This window comes from Acinetobacter sp. 1424608 (assembly GCF_000588255.1).
GTDB lineage: Bacteria > Pseudomonadota > Gammaproteobacteria > Pseudomonadales > Moraxellaceae > Acinetobacter > Acinetobacter nosocomialis.
Genome location: NZ_JFXL01000004.1, coordinates 204599 through 222771 on the forward strand (window position 1 = coordinate 204599; position 18173 = coordinate 222771).

Genomic DNA, 18173 nt, shown 5'->3' on the forward strand with positions numbered 1-18173 from the left:
ATATTATATTTGTATATGTTAATCATTTAACATCTTAAATGCACAAAAAAAATACATTGATGATTCATAATGCATCATATTAATTCATTTGTACCAAATAAAAAATATAAATTTAATTATTTGATATTTAAATAAAATCATGTGAAAAAATCTTACAACAAATAGTATAACATTACATATAGTAAAGTTCTAAAACGATACATTTTTATTTATTAAGTATGTGAAGTGTCCATTAATGTATATTTTTTATACAAATAAATTTGAAACTTTTAGCCAATATAAAAAAATTTGCCAAATGGAAAATTTATTTTTCATCAAAACAAACAAAGACTCTGTCTTCAAACATAATAAAATCAATATTTATCAGTATTTTGCATAAACTAAAAAAAGAAAAATATATAGTTGGCACTTGCTTTGCTTAAAAGCATTACAGCAATATCGCTAACTACAACAAAAAGGGATCAAGTCCACGATGAAAAAAAAATACAATGTTCGATCTCAGGTAACCCCCAAGATCGGCAAGACAATACTTAAATTAAGTACCCTTAGTTTAAGCATGATGTGTCTTACCATGGCACAAGCAGCAGAAACTGAACAAACAAGTAATGATGACAAACCAGCAAAAGTTGTAAAAGTTGCCGTTACAGGCTCTTCAATCAAAGGGGTTGCTGCACAAAGTGCTTCACCAATTACCGTTGTAAAAGTTGATGAAATTTTAAAACAAGGGGTAACTTCAACTGAAGAAGCATTAGCTAAGATTAGTGCAAACCAATCAAACTTCGTAACTGCTAGCAACGTGGGCGCTAGTAAAACTGTGGGGTCAGCAGCAAACCTAAGAGCTTTAGGGGCAAACAAAACTCTTATTTTACTGAATGGTCGTAGATTAGCTGCCAATGCATACGATAGCGGAGTAACCAATTTAAATATTATTCCACTCGCTATGTTAGACCGTATTGAAGTTTTACGTGATGGTGCTTCTTCCATTTATGGAACAGATGCAATCGGTGGGGTTATCAACTTCATTACTAAAAAGCAGTTTACGGGTCTTAACTTAACTGCTGGGTATCAAAAACCAGAAGAAAAAGGTGGAGATCAACAAGACTACAGCATTTTCGGCGGTTTTGGTGACTTAGAGGAAAATGGCTATAACGTTTTTGGAGTTGTCGATTACCGAAAAGGCGATGATGTCATGGCCCAAGACCGTAAAGTCAGTCGACGTGGAGGCATATTACCTGAATTAGGAATCCATAAAACTAGTAGTGGTTCATTCCCTGCCAATGTTCCTGGGTTAGGCAATCCCTATGCATCTACAGGTTGTGGTAATAACCCTCTAGTAGAGACCGATGGTCAAATTTGTAAATATAATAGCCAAGCAGTAATTGGCATTGTTCCAAAAACTGAAGATATTTCAGCTATGGGCCGAGCTACTTTTAAATTGAGCAATAACTTTAATGCGATTGCAGAATACTTATATGCAAGAAATGAAGTTACAACTTCAGTTGCACCAGATGTATTTTTTGATTTGACCCTTGATCCTAGTAGTAAATATTATCCAGGAAATGGCATAACTCCAGCCCTAGCTGGTGTTACGGGGTCTATCCCATTATATCTACGTTCACAATCAGGTAATCGTGTAAGTAATAGTATTAACCAGTCACATAGACTATTTGCCGGTATTGAGGGGGAAACACACGGTTGGGATATTAATTCAGGCGTTACTTATGCACATAGTAGTGCATCGGATGCTGTAGTAAGTGGCTATTTAAACTTTGACAAAACACAAGAAGCTTTAAACAATGGTATTTTAAACCCATTCGGGCCGCAATCCCCTGAAGATGCCAATGTATGGAACCAGTTAGGTGTTGAAGGCAAGTATTTAAAAGCCAACCTAGATACAACTACTGTCGATTTCACAGCAAGTCGACCTATATTTAAATTACCAGCAGGAGATGTTGGATTTGCCATTGGGGCAAGCTATCGTTATGAAGATTGGACTTCAAAAGTCGTTACTGATGTTGCCCGAGTAGCCCCTAGTACTGGCGTTGATCCTGATGAACCAGTAAATAAGGGTGATCGTAATATTAAATCGGTATTTACCGAATTTCATATCCCTCTCCATAAAACTTTAGAGGCTCAAATCGCTGCTCGTTATGATGATTATAGTGACTTTGGCGATACATTTAATCCAAAATTTGCACTTCGTTGGGAACCTATTAAACAATTAATGTTCCGTACCACTTATAGTACAGGTTTCAGAGCTCCAACACTTTGGGAAGTAAATGGACCAAACTCAGTAACCAATACCGGTGGATACTATTATGATCCCGTACTTTGTCCTGGGAATGTCTTAAAACCAGGTGGTGTAAGAGAACGTGATTGTAATATGCAATTTGATAGACAAAATGGGGGAAATAAAACTTTAGATCCGGAAGAGTCAAAGTCTTTTACTGCTGGCTTAGTATTTGAACCAATTAAAAATTTAGCCTTTACTCTCGACTATTTCAATATTGAAGTAGACAAGCAAATTGCTACACTTTCGGAAACTGCTATTTTTGATGACCCAGTGAAATATGCAGACAAATTTGTACGTAATGCTGATGGCTCATTAGATTATATTATTACAACACAACAAAATTTAGGTGGAATTAAAACCTCAGGTTTCGATGTGGGCTTAAGTTGGGTTTCTCCAATGACTGCTACGGGTCGATTTGGTTTCAATATTGATGGTACATATATCACTGACTACAAATATCAAGCAGAACCAGATGGTGACTGGAAAGGTGTTGCAGGCACTTATAGTGGCCTAGACTACCAGGCTATTATTCTTCGCTGGAAACATACAGCCAACCTGAACTGGAACTATGAGAATTGGGCTTTAAACCTACAACAAAATTTTTCACGTGGCTATGAAGATCAGAATTCAAGTTCTACTGTTAAGGCAGGTTATCGAAATCACAAAGTGAGCGACTATACAACCTACAATATTTCAGGCACATATAAAGGCTTTAAAAATCTAGAAGTTACGGCGGGTATTAAGAATATTTTTGATGAAGACCCTCCTGCTTCAAATGTTGGTGACAACTTCCAAATGGGATATGACCCACGTTACGCAGATCCTTTAGGACGTACTTACTTTGTACGAGGTACATATAAGTTCTAAATGGTTGTTCTGCAAATATAACTCTCAAAAGTTAGTTTGCAGAACAAATACTCATTCTTAGCCAAACAGTCATTTTAAAAAATTGTTTGTCTACAGTTTCAGGAGTAACTATGGGCATGACTTTTACAGACATAGAAAATAAATCTGCCAAACGCCTTATTGGTATTGCCGCAGTACTTTTTCTGCATCTTCTTGTTGCCTATATTCTGATGTCAGGTTTAGCAAACAATATTCAAAAACCAGCAGAAAAACCTGTGGAATTACAAATTATTCAGGATATTAAACCGCCTCCTCCACCAAAACCAGAGGAGCCAAAACCTAAGGAAAAACCACCGGAGCCGCCAAAAATGGTCGAAAAGGTTGCCAAGGTTCCTGAGCCGCCTAAACAGGTAGAAAAAGTAACGACACCGGTACAAAAAACTACTCCGGTAGCTCAACCGACTAAAGTCGCTACTCCGGCTCCTGCTGCACCTAGTACTCTTTCTCCGAGCCCTGTTGCTGCACCCGCTCCAGTGGCGGCTGCTGCACCAGCACCTAAACCAACTGGCGTGACTCGTGGCGTTTCAGAAGGTTCCGCAGGTTGTGAAAAACCGGAATATCCTCGCGAAGCACTGATGAATGAAGAACAAGGTACGGTACGTATACGTGTTTTAGTTGATACATCCGGCAAAGTTATTGATGCCAAAGTGAAAAAATCGAGTGGCAGTAAAACCTTAGACAAAGCGGCAACTAAAGCTTACAGCTTATGTACATTCAAACCAGCAATGAAAGATGGCGTGCCTCAGCAGGACTGGTATGAAATTGAATATCCATTCGTAATTGAATAAGCAATTGAATTAGTAAGAAATTAAAAATATTGGAGATAACATGATGAAAAAATCAACTCAACCACTAGTACGTTTCGCTTCTGCAAGTTTAATCGCAGCATGCTCACTGCTCCCATTAAGTACAGTTTTTGCAGAAGAAACCAGTAATACTCCTGTTGCAACAGCAACTACTGAAGCGGCTTCAAACGCAAGTACTCCTACTCCGCCTCCAAAGCCTGCAACGAGTGAAACTGTTAAAAACCCTTATGGTCTAGAAGCTCTTTGGCGTGAAGGTGATTTAGTTGCTAAATCTACCCTATTCATACTCGTACTTATGTCTATTGGTACGTGGTACATCATTGTCTCTAAATTCTTACAACAAGCAAAAGTAAAACGCCAAGGTAAAGAAGCAGAAAAAAGTTTTTGGGAAGCCACTTCTCTTGATAATGCCACTGATGGTTTGGAACAAAGTAGCGCATATCGTTTTATTGCGGAAAAAGGTATTAACTCAACTAAATCACACGGCGGTTCACTACTTGAACGCATTGACTTTAATACTTGGGTCAGCATTTCAATACAACGTGCGATTGAAAAAGTACAAAACCATTTAGGTGGAGGTTTAGCCTTTCTAGCAACGGTTGGATCTACTGCACCTTTCGTGGGTCTATTCGGAACAGTCTGGGGAATCTATCACGCGTTAACTGCTATCGGGATTTCAGGTCAAGCATCTATTGATAAAGTAGCAGGACCTGTTGGTGAAGCACTTATTATGACTGCTATTGGTCTTGCAGTTGCAGTACCGGCTGTACTTGGTTACAACTGGTTGACTCGACGCAATAAAGCAGTAATGGAAAACGTTCGTTCATTCGGTTCAGATTTACATGCAGTTTTATTAAGCGGTGAAATTAATACCAATAATTCAGTTAACCGCAGCATTAAATAATAAGGAGCAAACATTATGGGTATGAGTGTTGGTTCTGAAGATGATGACGAAATGATTGGAACAATTAATACGACCCCTTTGGTGGACGTCATGTTAGTTCTACTTATTATTTTTCTTATTACTATTCCGGTAGTTACTCATACAGTTCCGGTGAAACTACCAGAAGAAAAGAATACGCCGTATGCAACCACCCCTGAAAATATTCAACTCTCAGTTAATAAGAAAGGCGATATTTTCTGGAATGAAAGTTATGTACCAAATAAAGAAATTTTATTAGCAAAATTACAAGCTGTGGCACAAAAAAGACCGCAGCCAGAGGTACATATTCGAGGAGATCAGCTTACCCATTTTGAAGCGATAGATCAGGTCATTAGTACGACCAAACAAGCTGGTATTGGCAAAATTGCCTTTGTTACTACCCCTCCAGCCTCCCCGTAATGATTTTAAGGAGAATTTTATGGGTATGAATGTTGGCTCAAATAATGATGACGATGTAATGCTAGAGGTGAACATGACACCACTTATTGATGTCATGCTGGTACTCATTATTATGTTTATTATTACTATACCTGCACCAAACAATGCGATTAATATTAATTTGCCAAATGGCACACCGCCACCAACAAATGAAAAGCCACCTGAAGTGATTGATGTAAGAATTGATGCAACAGGCAAAGTATTTTGGAATAACCAAGCGGTTTCTGACCGAAAGGCACTAGAGACTTTATTTCAAGGTGTTGTTGCTAAAAAAGATCAAGACCAGATCAAACTTAAACCAGACCAGATGGCTGAATATAAAAATGTAGCGATGGTTATGGCTACAGCACAGCGTTTAGGTGTTACTAAAATTGGAATTGTAAGTAGCAACTAGTATTTCTTTTAATTTATATAGCTCCATTATCTCCAACGCTAACTTGAATTTTCAGTTAGCGTTTTTTTGAAGTATCCTCCACTTTAGACTCAGCAATAGAATATACATTTGGTGCAACATAGTCCTTTTGAGAATCATCTAATGATAATTTTGCGCATAGAAGCCAATTCTCACGATCGAGATTTTTTAAGTTAATCAAACTTGAAATCCTTTATTTATAAATTCACATCTTATCTGTAAGCACAAAATATACCGAAAATAAAAAAAGCCTCCGAAGAGGCTTTTTTTATAACAGGTTTAAATTAGTCACCTGTATAACCTTTTAATTTTAAGCGAGCAGCGTGTAGTAACGGTTCAGTATAACCTGAAGGCTGTTCACAACCTTTAAAGATAAGGTCTGAAGCTGCTTGGAAAGCAATATTCGTTTCAAAGTTAGCTGCCATTGGTTTATACAATGGGTCATTCGCATTTTGCTCATCAACAATTTTTGCCATGCGTTTAAGCACTTCTTCAACTTGTTCACGAGTCACAATACCGTGACGTAACCAGTTCGCAACGTGTTGAGAAGAAATACGTAATGTTGCACGGTCTTCCATTAAACCCACGTTGTTAATATCAGGAACTTTTGAACAACCTACACCTAAGTCAACCCAACGAACAACATAACCTAAAATACCTTGGCAGTTATTTTCAAGCTCATTATTGATCTCTTCTGCTGACCAGTTTGTATCAGGTGCAAATGGAGGTGTTAACAAGTCGTCTAATGACAACATTTCTTCAGCTTTTAGCTGATCTTGACGTGCTTTTACATTTACTTGATGGTAATGCATCGCATGAAGTACAGCACCAGTTGGTGATGGAACCCAAGCACATGAAGCACCAGCATTTGGATGAGCAGCTTTAGTTGCCAACATATCTTTCATGCTGTCTGGTTTTGGCCACATACCTTTACCAATTTGAGCTTTACCTTGTAAACCACATTTCAAGCCAATTGCAACGTTACGGTTTTCGTAAGCAGCAATCCATTTTTGTGTTTTAACAGCTTCTTTACGAACAACTGGTGCAGCTTCCATAGAAGTATGGATTTCATCACCTGTACGGTCCATGAAACCAGTGTTGATAAAGATAGTGCGATCTTTAGCAGCAGCAATACAGTTTTTCAAGTTTACAGATGTACGGCGTTCTTCATCCATAATACCGATTTTTAAAGATTTCGCTGGTAACCCAAGTGCTTGCTCAGCGCGTTCAAATAATTCAACAGCAAAAGCAACTTCTTCTGGACCATGCATTTTTGGCTTAACAATATACATAGACCCTTTACGAGAGTTTTTATTTTCGTTCGTACTACGGATATCTGCAACTGATAACAATGGAGTTACCAATGCATCCATAATACCTTCAAAAATTTCTTCACCATCTACTAAAATCGCTGGGTTCGTCATTAAGTGACCTACGTTACGAAGTAACATAAGTGAACGACCATGAAGTTTTGTTGTTCCACCAATTAAGTTTTTAATCTCGCGGTCTTTGCTTAACGCACGAACAATTGTTTTACCATTCTTTTCGATAGATTCTTGAAGTGTACCCTTCATTAAACCTAACCAGTTACGGTAACCTTCAACTTTTTCTTCTGCATCTACAGCTGCAACTGAGTCTTCAAGATCTTGAATTGTTGTAACCGCCGCTTCGAGTGTTAAATCTTTAACACCTGCTAAATCAGTTTGACCAATTGGGCTATTCGCATCAATTTCAATAATGACATGCAAGCCATTACTTAAAAGTACAACTTCTGAAGGATTTGCTTCTTCACCATTAAAACCAACGAACTGAGCTTCATGAGCTAAACCTGTTTTAGTACCATCTTTCAAAGTTACAACAAGTTTATTTTGCTCAATTGCATATTTAGTTGCATCTGCATGTGAACCTTGAGCAAGCGGGAAAACTTCATTTAAGAAATTCTTAGCGAACTCAATTACCTTAGCACCGCGTACAGGGTTATATCCTTTCCCTTTTTCAGCACCACCTTCTTCTGAAATTACGTCAAAGCCGTAAAGTGCATCATATAAAGAACCCCAACGTGCATTTGCTGCATTTAAGCAATAACGTGCATTACGTACAGGCACTACTAACTGTGGCCCTGCTAATAATGCAATCTCTTCGTCTACGTTTTCGGTTGTAATCTGGAAATCTTCAACTTCTGGTAATAAATATCCAATTTCAGTTAAAAACGCTTTATAAGCACCTAATTCAAATTTGTTATTACGGTGCCACTCATCAATTTTTGCTTGTAATTCATCACGCTTAGCCAATAACGCTTTATTTTTTGGGCTAAGATCGACAACAACTTGCTCAAAGTTCTTCCAGTAAGTTTCACTATCTAAACCAGAACCTGGTAAAGCTTCATTTTCGATAAAATCGTAAAGTTCTTTAGCAATCGCTAACTTGCCTTTTTGAATACGTGCAGTCATTGTCTTTCCTGAAGTTGCTACTTTTTATACCAAGAGAAACCTAGTATACCGATTTAAATTAAGCTGAATACTAATATCACATTCCTAAATAGTAAGCATTTTCCCTTGCAAAACTATTGACAAAGATAAATTTTTCTATACAGGAAAATATTAAAATTCTAACTAGGTTTCCCAACAATTTATTCAATATTGAAAGATACTGAAACTAGACTTTTTGTTAACATACAAAAAGTTTCACTATCTTATTTTTTCTAAAGCGTATTTAGTTATATCAAACTTTGCACAATGAAAAAGTATTATTTAGCTAAATTTATCTATTTTTGTTGTAAAAAAGCGCTCTATTTAGAGCGCTCTTTTATATCTCATTTCTTAAGAAGTTTTAGTAGCATCAATATGACGATGCTCAGAATGCAAATACTCATCTGATTGCATTTCTAACAAACGAGAACGAGTACGCTCAATCTCAAAAGCCAATTTCTCGCCTTGATAGATATCAATGATGCTGTCTTGAGAAGTTAATAGTAACTTCACGCCACGATCATAAAATTCATCGACAAGATAAATAAAACGACGTGTGCCTTCTGACAAGAAGTCAGTTAAGTGCGGAACATTACTCACCAGAACAGTATTATAGATATTGGCAATTTCAATAAAGTCTGCAGGACTACGCGGCTTTAAACAAAGTTCAGAGAACTCACACCATAAAACATCTTCTGTATGACCTAGTGTTTCAACAACACGGTTATTAATCACAATTGGTTCATGAGAATTTGTTTGCGTTTGAGTTAAAGCGCTATAACGCTCTGCGATCCAGTTTTGAGCTTCATTGCCCAGTGGTGATTTAAACAACTGAGCCTGTTTTAAAACACGTAAACGATAATCCACACCTGCGTCTACATTTAAAACGACACAGTTCTTTTTAACCATTTCAATTGTGGGAATAAAACGATCACGGTGAATCCCGTTTTTATATAAACCGTCTGGTGCAATATTTGAAGTTGCAATGAGTGTTACACCGCGAACAAATAACTTCTGGAATAAATCACTCAAAATCATTGCATCTGTTACGTTTGACACGAAAAACTCATCGAAACAAATAACAACAGCATCTTTATAAATTTGATCAGCCACGATATCGAGTGGATTACGTTGACCAGAAAGTTTATTTAATTCTTTATGTACATGTTGCATAAAGTGATGGAAATGCATACGCGTTTTACGGCGAAATGGCACAGACTCATAAAATTGGTCCATAAGCCAAGTTTTACCACGTCCTACACCACCCCACATATATACACCTTTTGGAGAGGTTTGACGGCGAAAACGACGAAAAGCTTTTTTAGAAGCTTTATAACGATTTAAAAGTTCTTTCCATACACGATCTAATTCTTGCACTGCCTGTGCTTGTGCTTCATCTGCCATGAACTGGCCTGAAGCCAATGCCTCAGCATAGCGCTCTGCTGGGGAAGAAGGAGTAAATGCAGTACTATGAGAAGATTTTAAATTTAACATATCATTTTATTTCAATTTTAACTTAAGAGAGTATAGCGAACATTTTGTCCGACCACATTAGCTTTTAGCATCAAGAGTTATGCTCAGTAAAACTCTTTTCCATATTGCCGAGGGCTCTGTCCAAACCATCTTTTAAACGCATGATTAAAAGCGGCAGGTTCAGAATAACCAAGTGCTTCTGCAATAACTTCAATTGAATACTCTTTATATTCCATAAGCTTAAGTGCCTTATTCTTGATAATCTGTTCACGAATTTGTTTATAACTCGTATTAAGCTGCTGCAATTGATGCCTTAATGTCCTTTCAGGCATTTTTAAAGCAAAAGCGGTTTCCGCCATGCTCGGGATAATTCCTTGTTGTAGCTCTAAATAATCTTGCACATATTGAATAATAGGTGGTATTAGATGATCTTGTTCATTTAATCGTTTAATTTCTTTAATACATTTAGCTTCATAGATACGATGAGTAATAATATCTGCTGAAGGAATTTTTATATCAAGTACATTCCTATTTAGGCTAAATGCTGCATGTGTAGAATTAAAATGCAGATCATCTCCATAATATGAGAAATATTGAGCAACAGTATCTGGATTAGTCGGTTTAGGGAATGGCAGATCTATACGCATATTAGGCATTGATAAGCCCATCATGGTGTAAATATCTTGAATAAATTTATAAGTCCCTGAAATTTCACACTGGGCACGAAGTAAACCAATTTCTGTTTTTAAGTCGACTGGTAAATAGTTAAGAATGATATGTTTTTCGGTTTCTTGTAAACTCAAAGTGCCAAATAAATGAGTGAGTTTTTGATACTGTATCCCTTTTTCCAGTGCAGTTTGTATATCTTGACTTGTTACAAGTAGCATTAACAATGGACCATAACCTGCTAATGCATAGTGTTGCCCAATAAACAAACCTTTCTCAGGATCAACATTCTCACTAATAATTTGTTGTATATCCCATTCCAAACTGTCATGAATTGTTGAGCTTGGGTCTAAGGAATCTACTTTTATACCTATATCTGCCAAACGTGAGTCGACATCAATGCCCGCATTGCGCATTCCTTGAATTAAATAGATTAAACCAAGTGCCGATCGTTTCATTCTTCTATCAATTTCCCTAGACTGAAATGTTTTACTATAAAGAAGTAATAAAATTAATTGCCGAATATATCAATTTTCACGTCGGTACAATCATGTTTAAACTGTTCAAAAGAAGTTAGTCTTGCCTGCAATCCTCTTTAGCGCATATGCAGGGTTTCCAATGCTAAATTCAAAACAACATGCTACTCAAAAAACTAAAATCGCAATTATTGGTGCTGGATTCGGTGGCCTTGCAATGGCTATTCGTCTATTACAGAACAAGCAAACAGATTTTCTTATTTTAGAAAAATCCACTGATGTAGGAGGAACTTGGCGAGAAAACAGGTATCCAGGAGCTGCCTGTGATGTACAGTCACACATGTATTCTTTATCTTTTGCACCTAAAACAGACTGGTCAAAACGCTATGCTGAAGCCCCTGAAATTTTTGATTATATTCAAGATATAACTAATAAATATCAAATTAAAAACTACTGTAAGTTTAATCATGAAGTTACACATGCACAGTATGATGAAACGAGACATGTATGGATGTTAGATTTTGCCAACCAACCTTCTCTAGAAGCACAATTTGTAGTATTTGCATCTGGTCCATTACATATTCCACAAATCCCTCATATTCAAGGTATTGAAAAATTTAAGGGTAAAGCTTTTCATTCCTCCCAATGGGAACATAGCTATAGCCTAAAAGGTAAATCAGTTGCTTCGATTGGCACAGGTGGTAGTGCGATTCAATATATTCCAGAAATCGCAAAAGATGTTAAGCAACTATATGTCTTTCAAAGAACAGCAGCATGGGTTATTCCACGTGATGAGCGAAAATACTCCAGTTTAAGTAAAGCTCTATTTAAAACATCTAATCTTTATAGACAAATTCATCGTAGTCGCCTTTATTGGAGTAACGAATCACGCGTTGTGCCAATAGTTCAGCCTCAAATCATGAAATATGGACAAAAACTAGCCGAAGCTTTTATACGCTTCCAAGTAAAAGATAAAGAATTAGCTAAAAAACTTACCCCAGACTTTTTGATGGGCTGTAAACGTATTCTTATTTCAAATAAATACTTCCCGACATTTAACCGTAAAAATGTGGAATTAGTGACGGATAGTATTCAAGAAATTAAAGAACACAGCATTATTACAAAAGATGGAAAAGAAAGATCTATCGATTGTTTGATTTATGGGACTGGCTTTATTACAGATCCCCGAATTTACTTAAAAGATTTTACTTGTATTGGTCGTAACCAAATTGAATTAAAGCAGGCGTGGAAGAACGGTGCAGAAAGTTATTATGGAATAGTGACCAAGAATTTCCCTAACCTATTCCAACTGCTTGGACCAAATACTGTTTTAGGACATAACTCGGTTATTTTTATGATTGAGTCTCAAGTTAATTATATTTTACAACTTATTGAACTCGTAGATAAATCTGGCCAACACGCTATAGAAATTAAACCGGAAGTCCAAGATACTTTCAATGAAGAAATACAGAAACAACTTCAAGGTACCGTATGGCAAGCAGGCGGTTGTAATAGTTGGTATCAGGCTGCTGATGGGAAAAACTTTTCTTTATGGCCAACTTATACTTGGAAGTATTGGTTAGAAACCCGTAAAGTTAACCCCAAAAATTATTTACTGCTAAATAAGTTCTCTAAGAGCTATGCAGCATAAAATGTTCAATACATAATAGATAGGTTAATAACAATCTATCTATTATATGCAATCTGTTAGCCTCATTATTCAAATTTTTATTGTAATAGCTTTTGGTTACTTTGTTGGTCCTAAACTCTCATTAAATATTCGGCAGTTTATTTTTAAAATTCTGCCCTATTTTTCATATATTTTACTAACAAGTGTTGCTTTAGAATTAACACTTGCACTTGATCAAATTAATAACCCATCTACTATATTACCACCAGCTCTATTAATTGCATTTACAACATCTTTTGGTTCTTTTTTTACTTGTTTAATCGCCTACGCAATTTTTGATAAAGAAAGTGTTAAAGGAAAAATTTCACTTCAGCTTTTTATCAATGCTCTAAAAAATATTGCTAAGGCATTTCTAGCTTTAACTGTAGGTATCATTTTAGGTATTCTTTTTACTCGACTAAATGTACATATTTCATTTAATAGTTGGTATCTGTTATTAGTTTTTATTTTTCTAATTGGCATCGAATTAGCTTTTACCCATTTTAACCGAACATGGTTAAGCTGGAAAATTCTTATTGTACCTTTAGCTGCTTTTATAGGTTCATGTATAGCTGGTTTTCTTAACTATTTTATACTAGGCAATCACTTTACACTTAATGAAATGCTGGCTTTAGCCCAAGGCTATGGCTGGTATTCGATGTCAGGTATTTTATTTACACAATTACATTCAGCTGAGTTAGGTGGAATTGCCTTACTTACAGATCTATTTAGAGAAATAGTTGCAATTTTACTCATGTACACCATGGGATGGCGTTTTCCACGTCCAGCAATTTCAAGCGCTGGTGCTACCTCGATGGATGTAACATTAGCAATGGTAAAACAGTCATGTGGTACACATTATGTACCACACGCCATGATGAGTGGCTTACTTCTAAGCCTACTCGCTCCACTTTTAATTACTGTGTTTTTAAACTTTTAAGCAATCGAAGCAAGAATTGACTTCAACATTTGAGTTGGGTCTTCTGCTTTAGTAATTGGACGACCAATAACTAAATGGGTAGAGCCATCAAGCATTGCTTGTTTTGGAGTCACAATACGTTTTTGGTCATCTGCATTACTACCTTCTGGACGTATTCCAGGGGTAACTAAAGAGAAATCTTGTCCAATTAATTCACGGAGAATTTTAGCTTCCTGAGCAGAACAAACTACACCATCTAAACCACTCTCTTTAGTCAGTTTAGCTAATCTTTTAACTTGCTCTACAGGTTCAATATCTAAACCAATATCTTTTAAGTCTTCACGACCCATTGAAGTTAAAACTGTTACAGCAATTAACTGAGTTTGATAATTACCAACCTTTAAACGCTCTACACAGGTTTCCATCATTTTTCGACCACCTGATGCATGTACGTTCACCATCCACACACCTAAGTCTGCCGCAGCACATACAGCTTGAGCAGTTGTATTAGGAATATCATGAAATTTTAAATCTAAGAAAACTTCGAAATTTTCTTCTTGAAGTTTTTTTACAACAGATGGGCCTTCATGAGTAAAAAGCTCTTTACCTACTTTTACGCGGCATAATGTAGGATCAAGTTGTTCAACAATTTTTAAAGCGTCATATTGGCTTTTAGCATCCAACGCAACAATGATACTCAAGAGACTTTCTTCCATCATATAAAATCAGCGCTATTATAATAGACAAGTCAGCTACTAATAAAGAAAACTATGAAGACAAGTTTTTGAATAAAAAAATATTGATTTTAAATTTAATGAATGAGGAGAAATATAGGGAGGAAATACTACTCTCTATAACCAGATAAAGAGTAGTATTATGAATAATTATAAAGGAGTAGAGTTTTTATCTTGAGGATAAACATCTACCACAGTTTTTTCATGTCTTACATTTGCAGCTGCTTCTGCTGCTGCCAATTGAGCACTTTGAATTTGTTCTTTTCTCAAATGGTCAATATCTTTTCTAAGGCGTTTAATTTCCCAACCTTTTTGGAAAACTCGGAAAACTTGTACACCTAATAAAAGTCCAACTACAATTCCAAGCGCCAAGGTAAGCAACAATAATAAACCTAAACGCATTGCAGGAACTTGAGTAAATAATAAATCAACAGGAAGTTCTGTTGGGTTCTGCAAAACAAGTGCTAAAGAATAGCCAAATACAATAATGAGTAATGCAATTAGAATATAACGCATAGGCACCCCACTTATGAGTTTTATTTATTTTCCAGATTCATTCACTGCATCACGGAGTGCTTTACCTGGTTTAAAATGTGGAACAGCCTTCGCTGCAACATCTACTGACTTACCTGTTTTTGGGTTGCGACCAACTCTAGGTTCACGGTGGTGTAAAGCAAAGCTACCAAAACCACGGATTTCAATACGATTGTCAGTCGAAAGAGCTTCGATCATTTGATCAATCATGATTTTAACCGCTTCTTCCACCAATGGCTCAGCCAAGTGTGGATTTTTTAGCGCAATGCGTTCAATCAAATCAGACTTATTAAGAGCTTCAGTAGTCATCTACGACCTCGTTATTTATTACTACTCTAAGTCGTTTGATAATAACCTGTTTAAATACAAAACGGTAGCGCAGTATGTTGAATACTACGCTACCGTTTACAGTAATTTGTATAAAAAGTACAATTTCGTTACATGAAACTGTACTTTGTTAACTTATTACTTCATTTGTGCTTTGATCAAGTCACCAATAGTCTTAGGACCATTTTCTTGAGAAGCTGATGCTGTACGTAAGTTAGCTACTGCTTCTTTCTCTTCAGCTTCGTCTTTCGCTTTGATAGACAAGTTGATAGAGCGAGATTTACGATCAACGTTGATGATTTTAGCTTCAACTTCTTGACCAACTTCTAAGAATTTAGTTGCATCTTCAACGCGGTCACGGTTGATTTCAGAAGCTTTAAGAGTAGCTTCTACTTCGTCAGCTAACTTAACAGTTGCGCCACGAGCATCAACTGCAGTCACAGTACCTTTAACTAAAGCACCACGTTCGTTAGCAGCTAAGAAATCATTGAACGGATCGCTGTTCAATTGCTTGATACCAAGGCTGATACGGTTACCTTCAGCGTCTACAGACAAGATAACTGCTTCAACAGTGTCACCTTTCTTGTAACGACGAATAGCTTCTTCGCCTTGTTCGTTCCAAGAAATATCAGACAAGTGAACTAGACCGTCGATACCGCCATTTAAACCAATGAAGATACCAAAGTCAGTGATAGACTTAATTGTGCCTGAAACTTTTTCGCCTTTCTCATGAGACTTAGCAAACTCTTCCCATGGGTTAGCACGAGTTTGTTTGATACCAAGGCTGATACGACGACGTTCTTCGTCAACTTCAAGAACCATAACATCAACTTCGTCACCGATCTGAACAACTTTAGATGGGTGGATGTTTTTGTTAGTGTGGTCCATTTCAGAAACGTGTACTAAACCTTCAACGCCTTCAGCGATTTCAGCGAAACAACCGTAGTCAGTTAAGTTAGTAACACGTGCTTTAACGATAGAACCTTTAGGGTAACGGCTCATGATCGCTAACCATGGATCTTCGCCTAATTGTTTAAGGCCTAAAGATACGCGGTTACGTTCACGGTCAAATTTAAGTACTTTAACAGTAACTTCTTGACCAACTTCAACAACTTCTGAAGGATGCTTGATACGCTTCCAAGCCATATCTGTGATATGAAGAAGACCATCAATACCGCCAAGATCAACGAATGCACCGTAATCAGTAAGGTTCTTGATAGTACCTGTAACTGTTTGACCTTCTTCAAGTTGAGCAAGTAATGCTTCACGGTCAGCAGAAGATTCAGCTTCCATAACAGCACGACGAGATACAACAACGTTGTTACGTTTAGCATCAAGTTTGATTACTTTAAACTCTAACTCTTTACCTTCAAGGTGAGTAGTGTCACGGATAGGACGAGTGTCAACTAATGAACCTGGTAAGAACGCACGAACAGGACCAATGTCAACAGTGAAACCGCCTTTAACTTTACCAGAGATAACACCAGTAACGATTTCGCCATCTTCAAAGATTTTTTCAAGTTTAGTCCAAGTTTCAGCACGTTTAGCTTTTTCACGTGATAAAACTGTTTGACCCATACCGTTGTCAAGAGCCTCAACAACTACGTCAACAGTGTCACCAACCTGAACTTCAAGTTCACGTTGTTCATTTAAAAATTCAGCACGGTCAACAATGCCTTCTGATTTAAGGCCAGTGTCAACAGTAACCCAGTCGCTATCGATGTTTACAACAACACCTTGGATGACTGCACCCTTTTCAACGTTGAGGTTTAATTCACTTTCTTCAAAGAGGGCTGCAAAAGATTCGGTCATGATATACCTGATAAAGTCAGCGGTCTTGGATCAGACAAGGCCGGTTTAGTTAAGTATCAACATAGTCTTTATAGACTGATCAAGCTATGCGTCAACTGATAATCTTAGTTGCTAATAGTACGGCTATTGACATACTCAACCATTAACTTAAATACTTGATCGATCGTTAATTCCGAACTATCAATAATATAAGCATCTGCGGCTGGCTTGAGAGGAGCTACTTCCCGCTCCATATCTCTTTTGTCACGCGCTTGTATATTAGCTAAAATGTCGTTTATTTTAGCATCTAGCCCCATGCCCTGCAACTGTTTTACTCTTCGCTCAGCACGAGACTCCGCCGAAGCTGTCAGGTAAATTTTTGCATTCGCTTCAGGGAAAATTGATGTTGCCATATCTCGGCCATCTGCCACTAAACCAGGAGTTTGCGCAAAGGCTCTTTGACGCTCAAAAAGTGCTTGTCTAAGCTCTGGTATTGCTGCAACTTTAGAAGCATATTCTCCAACTCGCTCTGTACGGATAGTTTGTGATACATCTTCTCCATCAAGGAAAACCAATGTTCCCTCTGCTGAAGTTTCAAACTTGATATTAAGCTGACGAGCATATTTCACACACTCATCTAAATGGCTATCTAATTTTTCTAACAAATCATGTTTATGTAATGACAACCCTAACAAACGATACAAGGCGCCAGAGTCGAGTAAATGAAATTGATAATAAGCAGCAAGTTTTGCCGCTAGTGTTCCTTTACCCGAACCACTCGGACCATCAATAGTAATAATTTGAACTGTCATTGAACTCTCACTAAGAAGCAAATGCTTTAGCTAATCTCGAAAAGCCTAGTGTAATCGCTAGTTTTAGCTGTGCAAGAATTAATTTACTTACAACAGGAGCTTTTGCCGTTAATTCGATACGATAAGTAACCAAAGTAATATATGGAGTTATTTCAGAAAACTCGATACGACCTAAATGGTGCTTAACTAAGGGATTATCAATCAATTTATATTCAATACGCTTGTTTTCTTCGAGATAAGTGATTTCTTCTTTAAGTGGTTTAATCGTACCAAACCCCATACGACGAACAGAACCAACCCCATCGGGTCTTTCAGGATCTACTGAGTCTTTTACACGTACCACTTGTAATGGAGCAAATGCCTTATTGTAAGTTGCATGTTTAGAAAGCAGGTTAAATACATCACTAAGAGGAGCATTAAATTCTTTTTGTATAGTAATTACATTACGCATGAAAGTTCCTTATTTAAATAAATCATGTCAATGAAACGGCGTTAGTTTGCCATAA

General features: G+C 37.0%; 16 protein-coding genes and 1 pseudogene. 7 read left to right on the top strand and 10 right to left on the bottom strand.

Annotated elements, in window-relative coordinates; translation table 11 throughout:
- Positions 1–472: 472 nt before the first annotated feature.
- The 5 genes from J678_RS10355 to J678_RS10375 all read left to right on the top strand — a co-directional run bounded on the left by J678_RS10355 (position 473) and on the right by J678_RS10375 (position 5780).
- On the top strand, positions 473–3160 hold the full coding sequence (locus tag J678_RS10355; protein WP_017392847.1) for a TonB-dependent receptor: 2688 nt from the start codon (positions 473–475) through the stop codon (positions 3158–3160).
- 110 nt (positions 3161–3270) lie between these two features.
- Positions 3271–3987 (top strand): energy transducer TonB, encoded by a 717-nt coding sequence (locus J678_RS10360; protein ID WP_002049872.1) that lies wholly within the window; start codon positions 3271–3273, stop codon positions 3985–3987.
- Positions 3988–4027: 40 nt separating this feature from the next.
- The gene (locus J678_RS10365; RefSeq protein WP_004709087.1) at positions 4028–4909 is read left to right on the top strand and encodes a MotA/TolQ/ExbB proton channel family protein; all 882 of its coding nucleotides are present in this window, start codon (positions 4028–4030) and stop codon (positions 4907–4909) included.
- A gap of 15 nt (positions 4910–4924) precedes the next feature.
- On the top strand, positions 4925–5347 hold the full coding sequence (locus J678_RS10370) for an ExbD/TolR family protein (protein ID WP_000525862.1): 423 nt from the start codon (positions 4925–4927) through the stop codon (positions 5345–5347).
- A 19-nt stretch (positions 5348–5366) separates the two neighbouring features.
- Positions 5367–5780, top strand: coding sequence for an ExbD/TolR family protein (locus J678_RS10375; RefSeq protein WP_004709090.1), 414 nt, complete (start codon positions 5367–5369; stop codon positions 5778–5780).
- 73 nt (positions 5781–5853) lie between these two features.
- On the opposite strand, the pseudogene J678_RS10380 reads toward J678_RS10375, so the two are convergent.
- The 4 genes and pseudogenes from J678_RS10380 to J678_RS10395 all read right to left on the bottom strand — a co-directional run.
- Positions 5854–5979, bottom strand: a pseudogene (locus J678_RS10380) (GNAT family N-acetyltransferase); the annotation flags it as partial.
- Between the two features lie 103 nt (positions 5980–6082).
- Positions 6083–8248: a malate synthase G gene (locus tag J678_RS10385; RefSeq protein WP_017392848.1), complete on the bottom strand. Its 2166-nt coding sequence runs from the start codon at positions 8246–8248 to the stop codon at positions 6083–6085.
- A gap of 369 nt (positions 8249–8617) precedes the next feature.
- Positions 8618–9760, bottom strand: coding sequence for a cell division protein ZapE (gene zapE, locus J678_RS10390; RefSeq protein WP_002050256.1), 1143 nt, complete (start codon positions 9758–9760; stop codon positions 8618–8620).
- A gap of 83 nt (positions 9761–9843) precedes the next feature.
- Positions 9844–10863, bottom strand: coding sequence for a helix-turn-helix domain-containing protein (locus J678_RS10395; protein ID WP_017392849.1), 1020 nt, complete (start codon positions 10861–10863; stop codon positions 9844–9846).
- Positions 10864–10984: 121 nt separating this feature from the next.
- On the opposite strand from J678_RS10395, the gene J678_RS10400 reads away from it, so the two are divergent.
- On the top strand, positions 10985–12532 hold the full coding sequence (locus J678_RS10400) for a flavin-containing monooxygenase (protein ID WP_079377365.1): 1548 nt from the start codon (positions 10985–10987) through the stop codon (positions 12530–12532).
- A gap of 46 nt (positions 12533–12578) precedes the next feature.
- Complete coding sequence (locus J678_RS10405) at positions 12579–13490, top strand: lysine exporter LysO family protein (protein WP_017392851.1); 912 nt, start codon at positions 12579–12581, stop codon at positions 13488–13490.
- On the opposite strand, the gene pyrF is transcribed toward J678_RS10405, so the two are convergent.
- The 6 genes from pyrF to J678_RS10435 form a co-directional block, all read right to left on the bottom strand.
- Positions 13487–14185: an orotidine-5'-phosphate decarboxylase gene (gene pyrF / locus J678_RS10410; protein WP_025466100.1), complete on the bottom strand. Its 699-nt coding sequence runs from the start codon at positions 14183–14185 to the stop codon at positions 13487–13489. The two genes, J678_RS10405 and pyrF, sit on opposite strands and share 4 nt — an antisense overlap.
- 168 nt (positions 14186–14353) lie before the next feature.
- Positions 14354–14719, bottom strand: coding sequence for a lipopolysaccharide assembly protein LapA domain-containing protein (locus J678_RS10415; RefSeq protein WP_002049904.1), 366 nt, complete (start codon positions 14717–14719; stop codon positions 14354–14356).
- A gap of 24 nt (positions 14720–14743) precedes the next feature.
- A complete protein-coding gene (locus J678_RS10420; protein ID WP_002050043.1) occupies positions 14744–15046 on the bottom strand; it encodes an integration host factor subunit beta in 303 nt (100 codons plus the stop codon).
- A gap of 156 nt (positions 15047–15202) precedes the next feature.
- A complete protein-coding gene (gene rpsA, locus J678_RS10425) occupies positions 15203–16876 on the bottom strand; it encodes a 30S ribosomal protein S1 (RefSeq protein WP_002050239.1) in 1674 nt (557 codons plus the stop codon).
- Positions 16877–16980: 104 nt separating this feature from the next.
- Positions 16981–17667: a (d)CMP kinase gene (gene cmk, locus J678_RS10430; RefSeq protein WP_017392853.1), complete on the bottom strand. Its 687-nt coding sequence runs from the start codon at positions 17665–17667 to the stop codon at positions 16981–16983.
- A 10-nt stretch (positions 17668–17677) separates the two neighbouring features.
- Positions 17678–18118 carry an SRPBCC family protein gene (locus tag J678_RS10435; protein ID WP_002050033.1) on the bottom strand — a complete coding sequence of 147 codons (441 nt, stop codon included), beginning with the start codon at positions 18116–18118 and terminating at the stop codon, positions 17678–17680.
- Between the last annotated feature and the right edge of the window lie 55 nt (positions 18119–18173).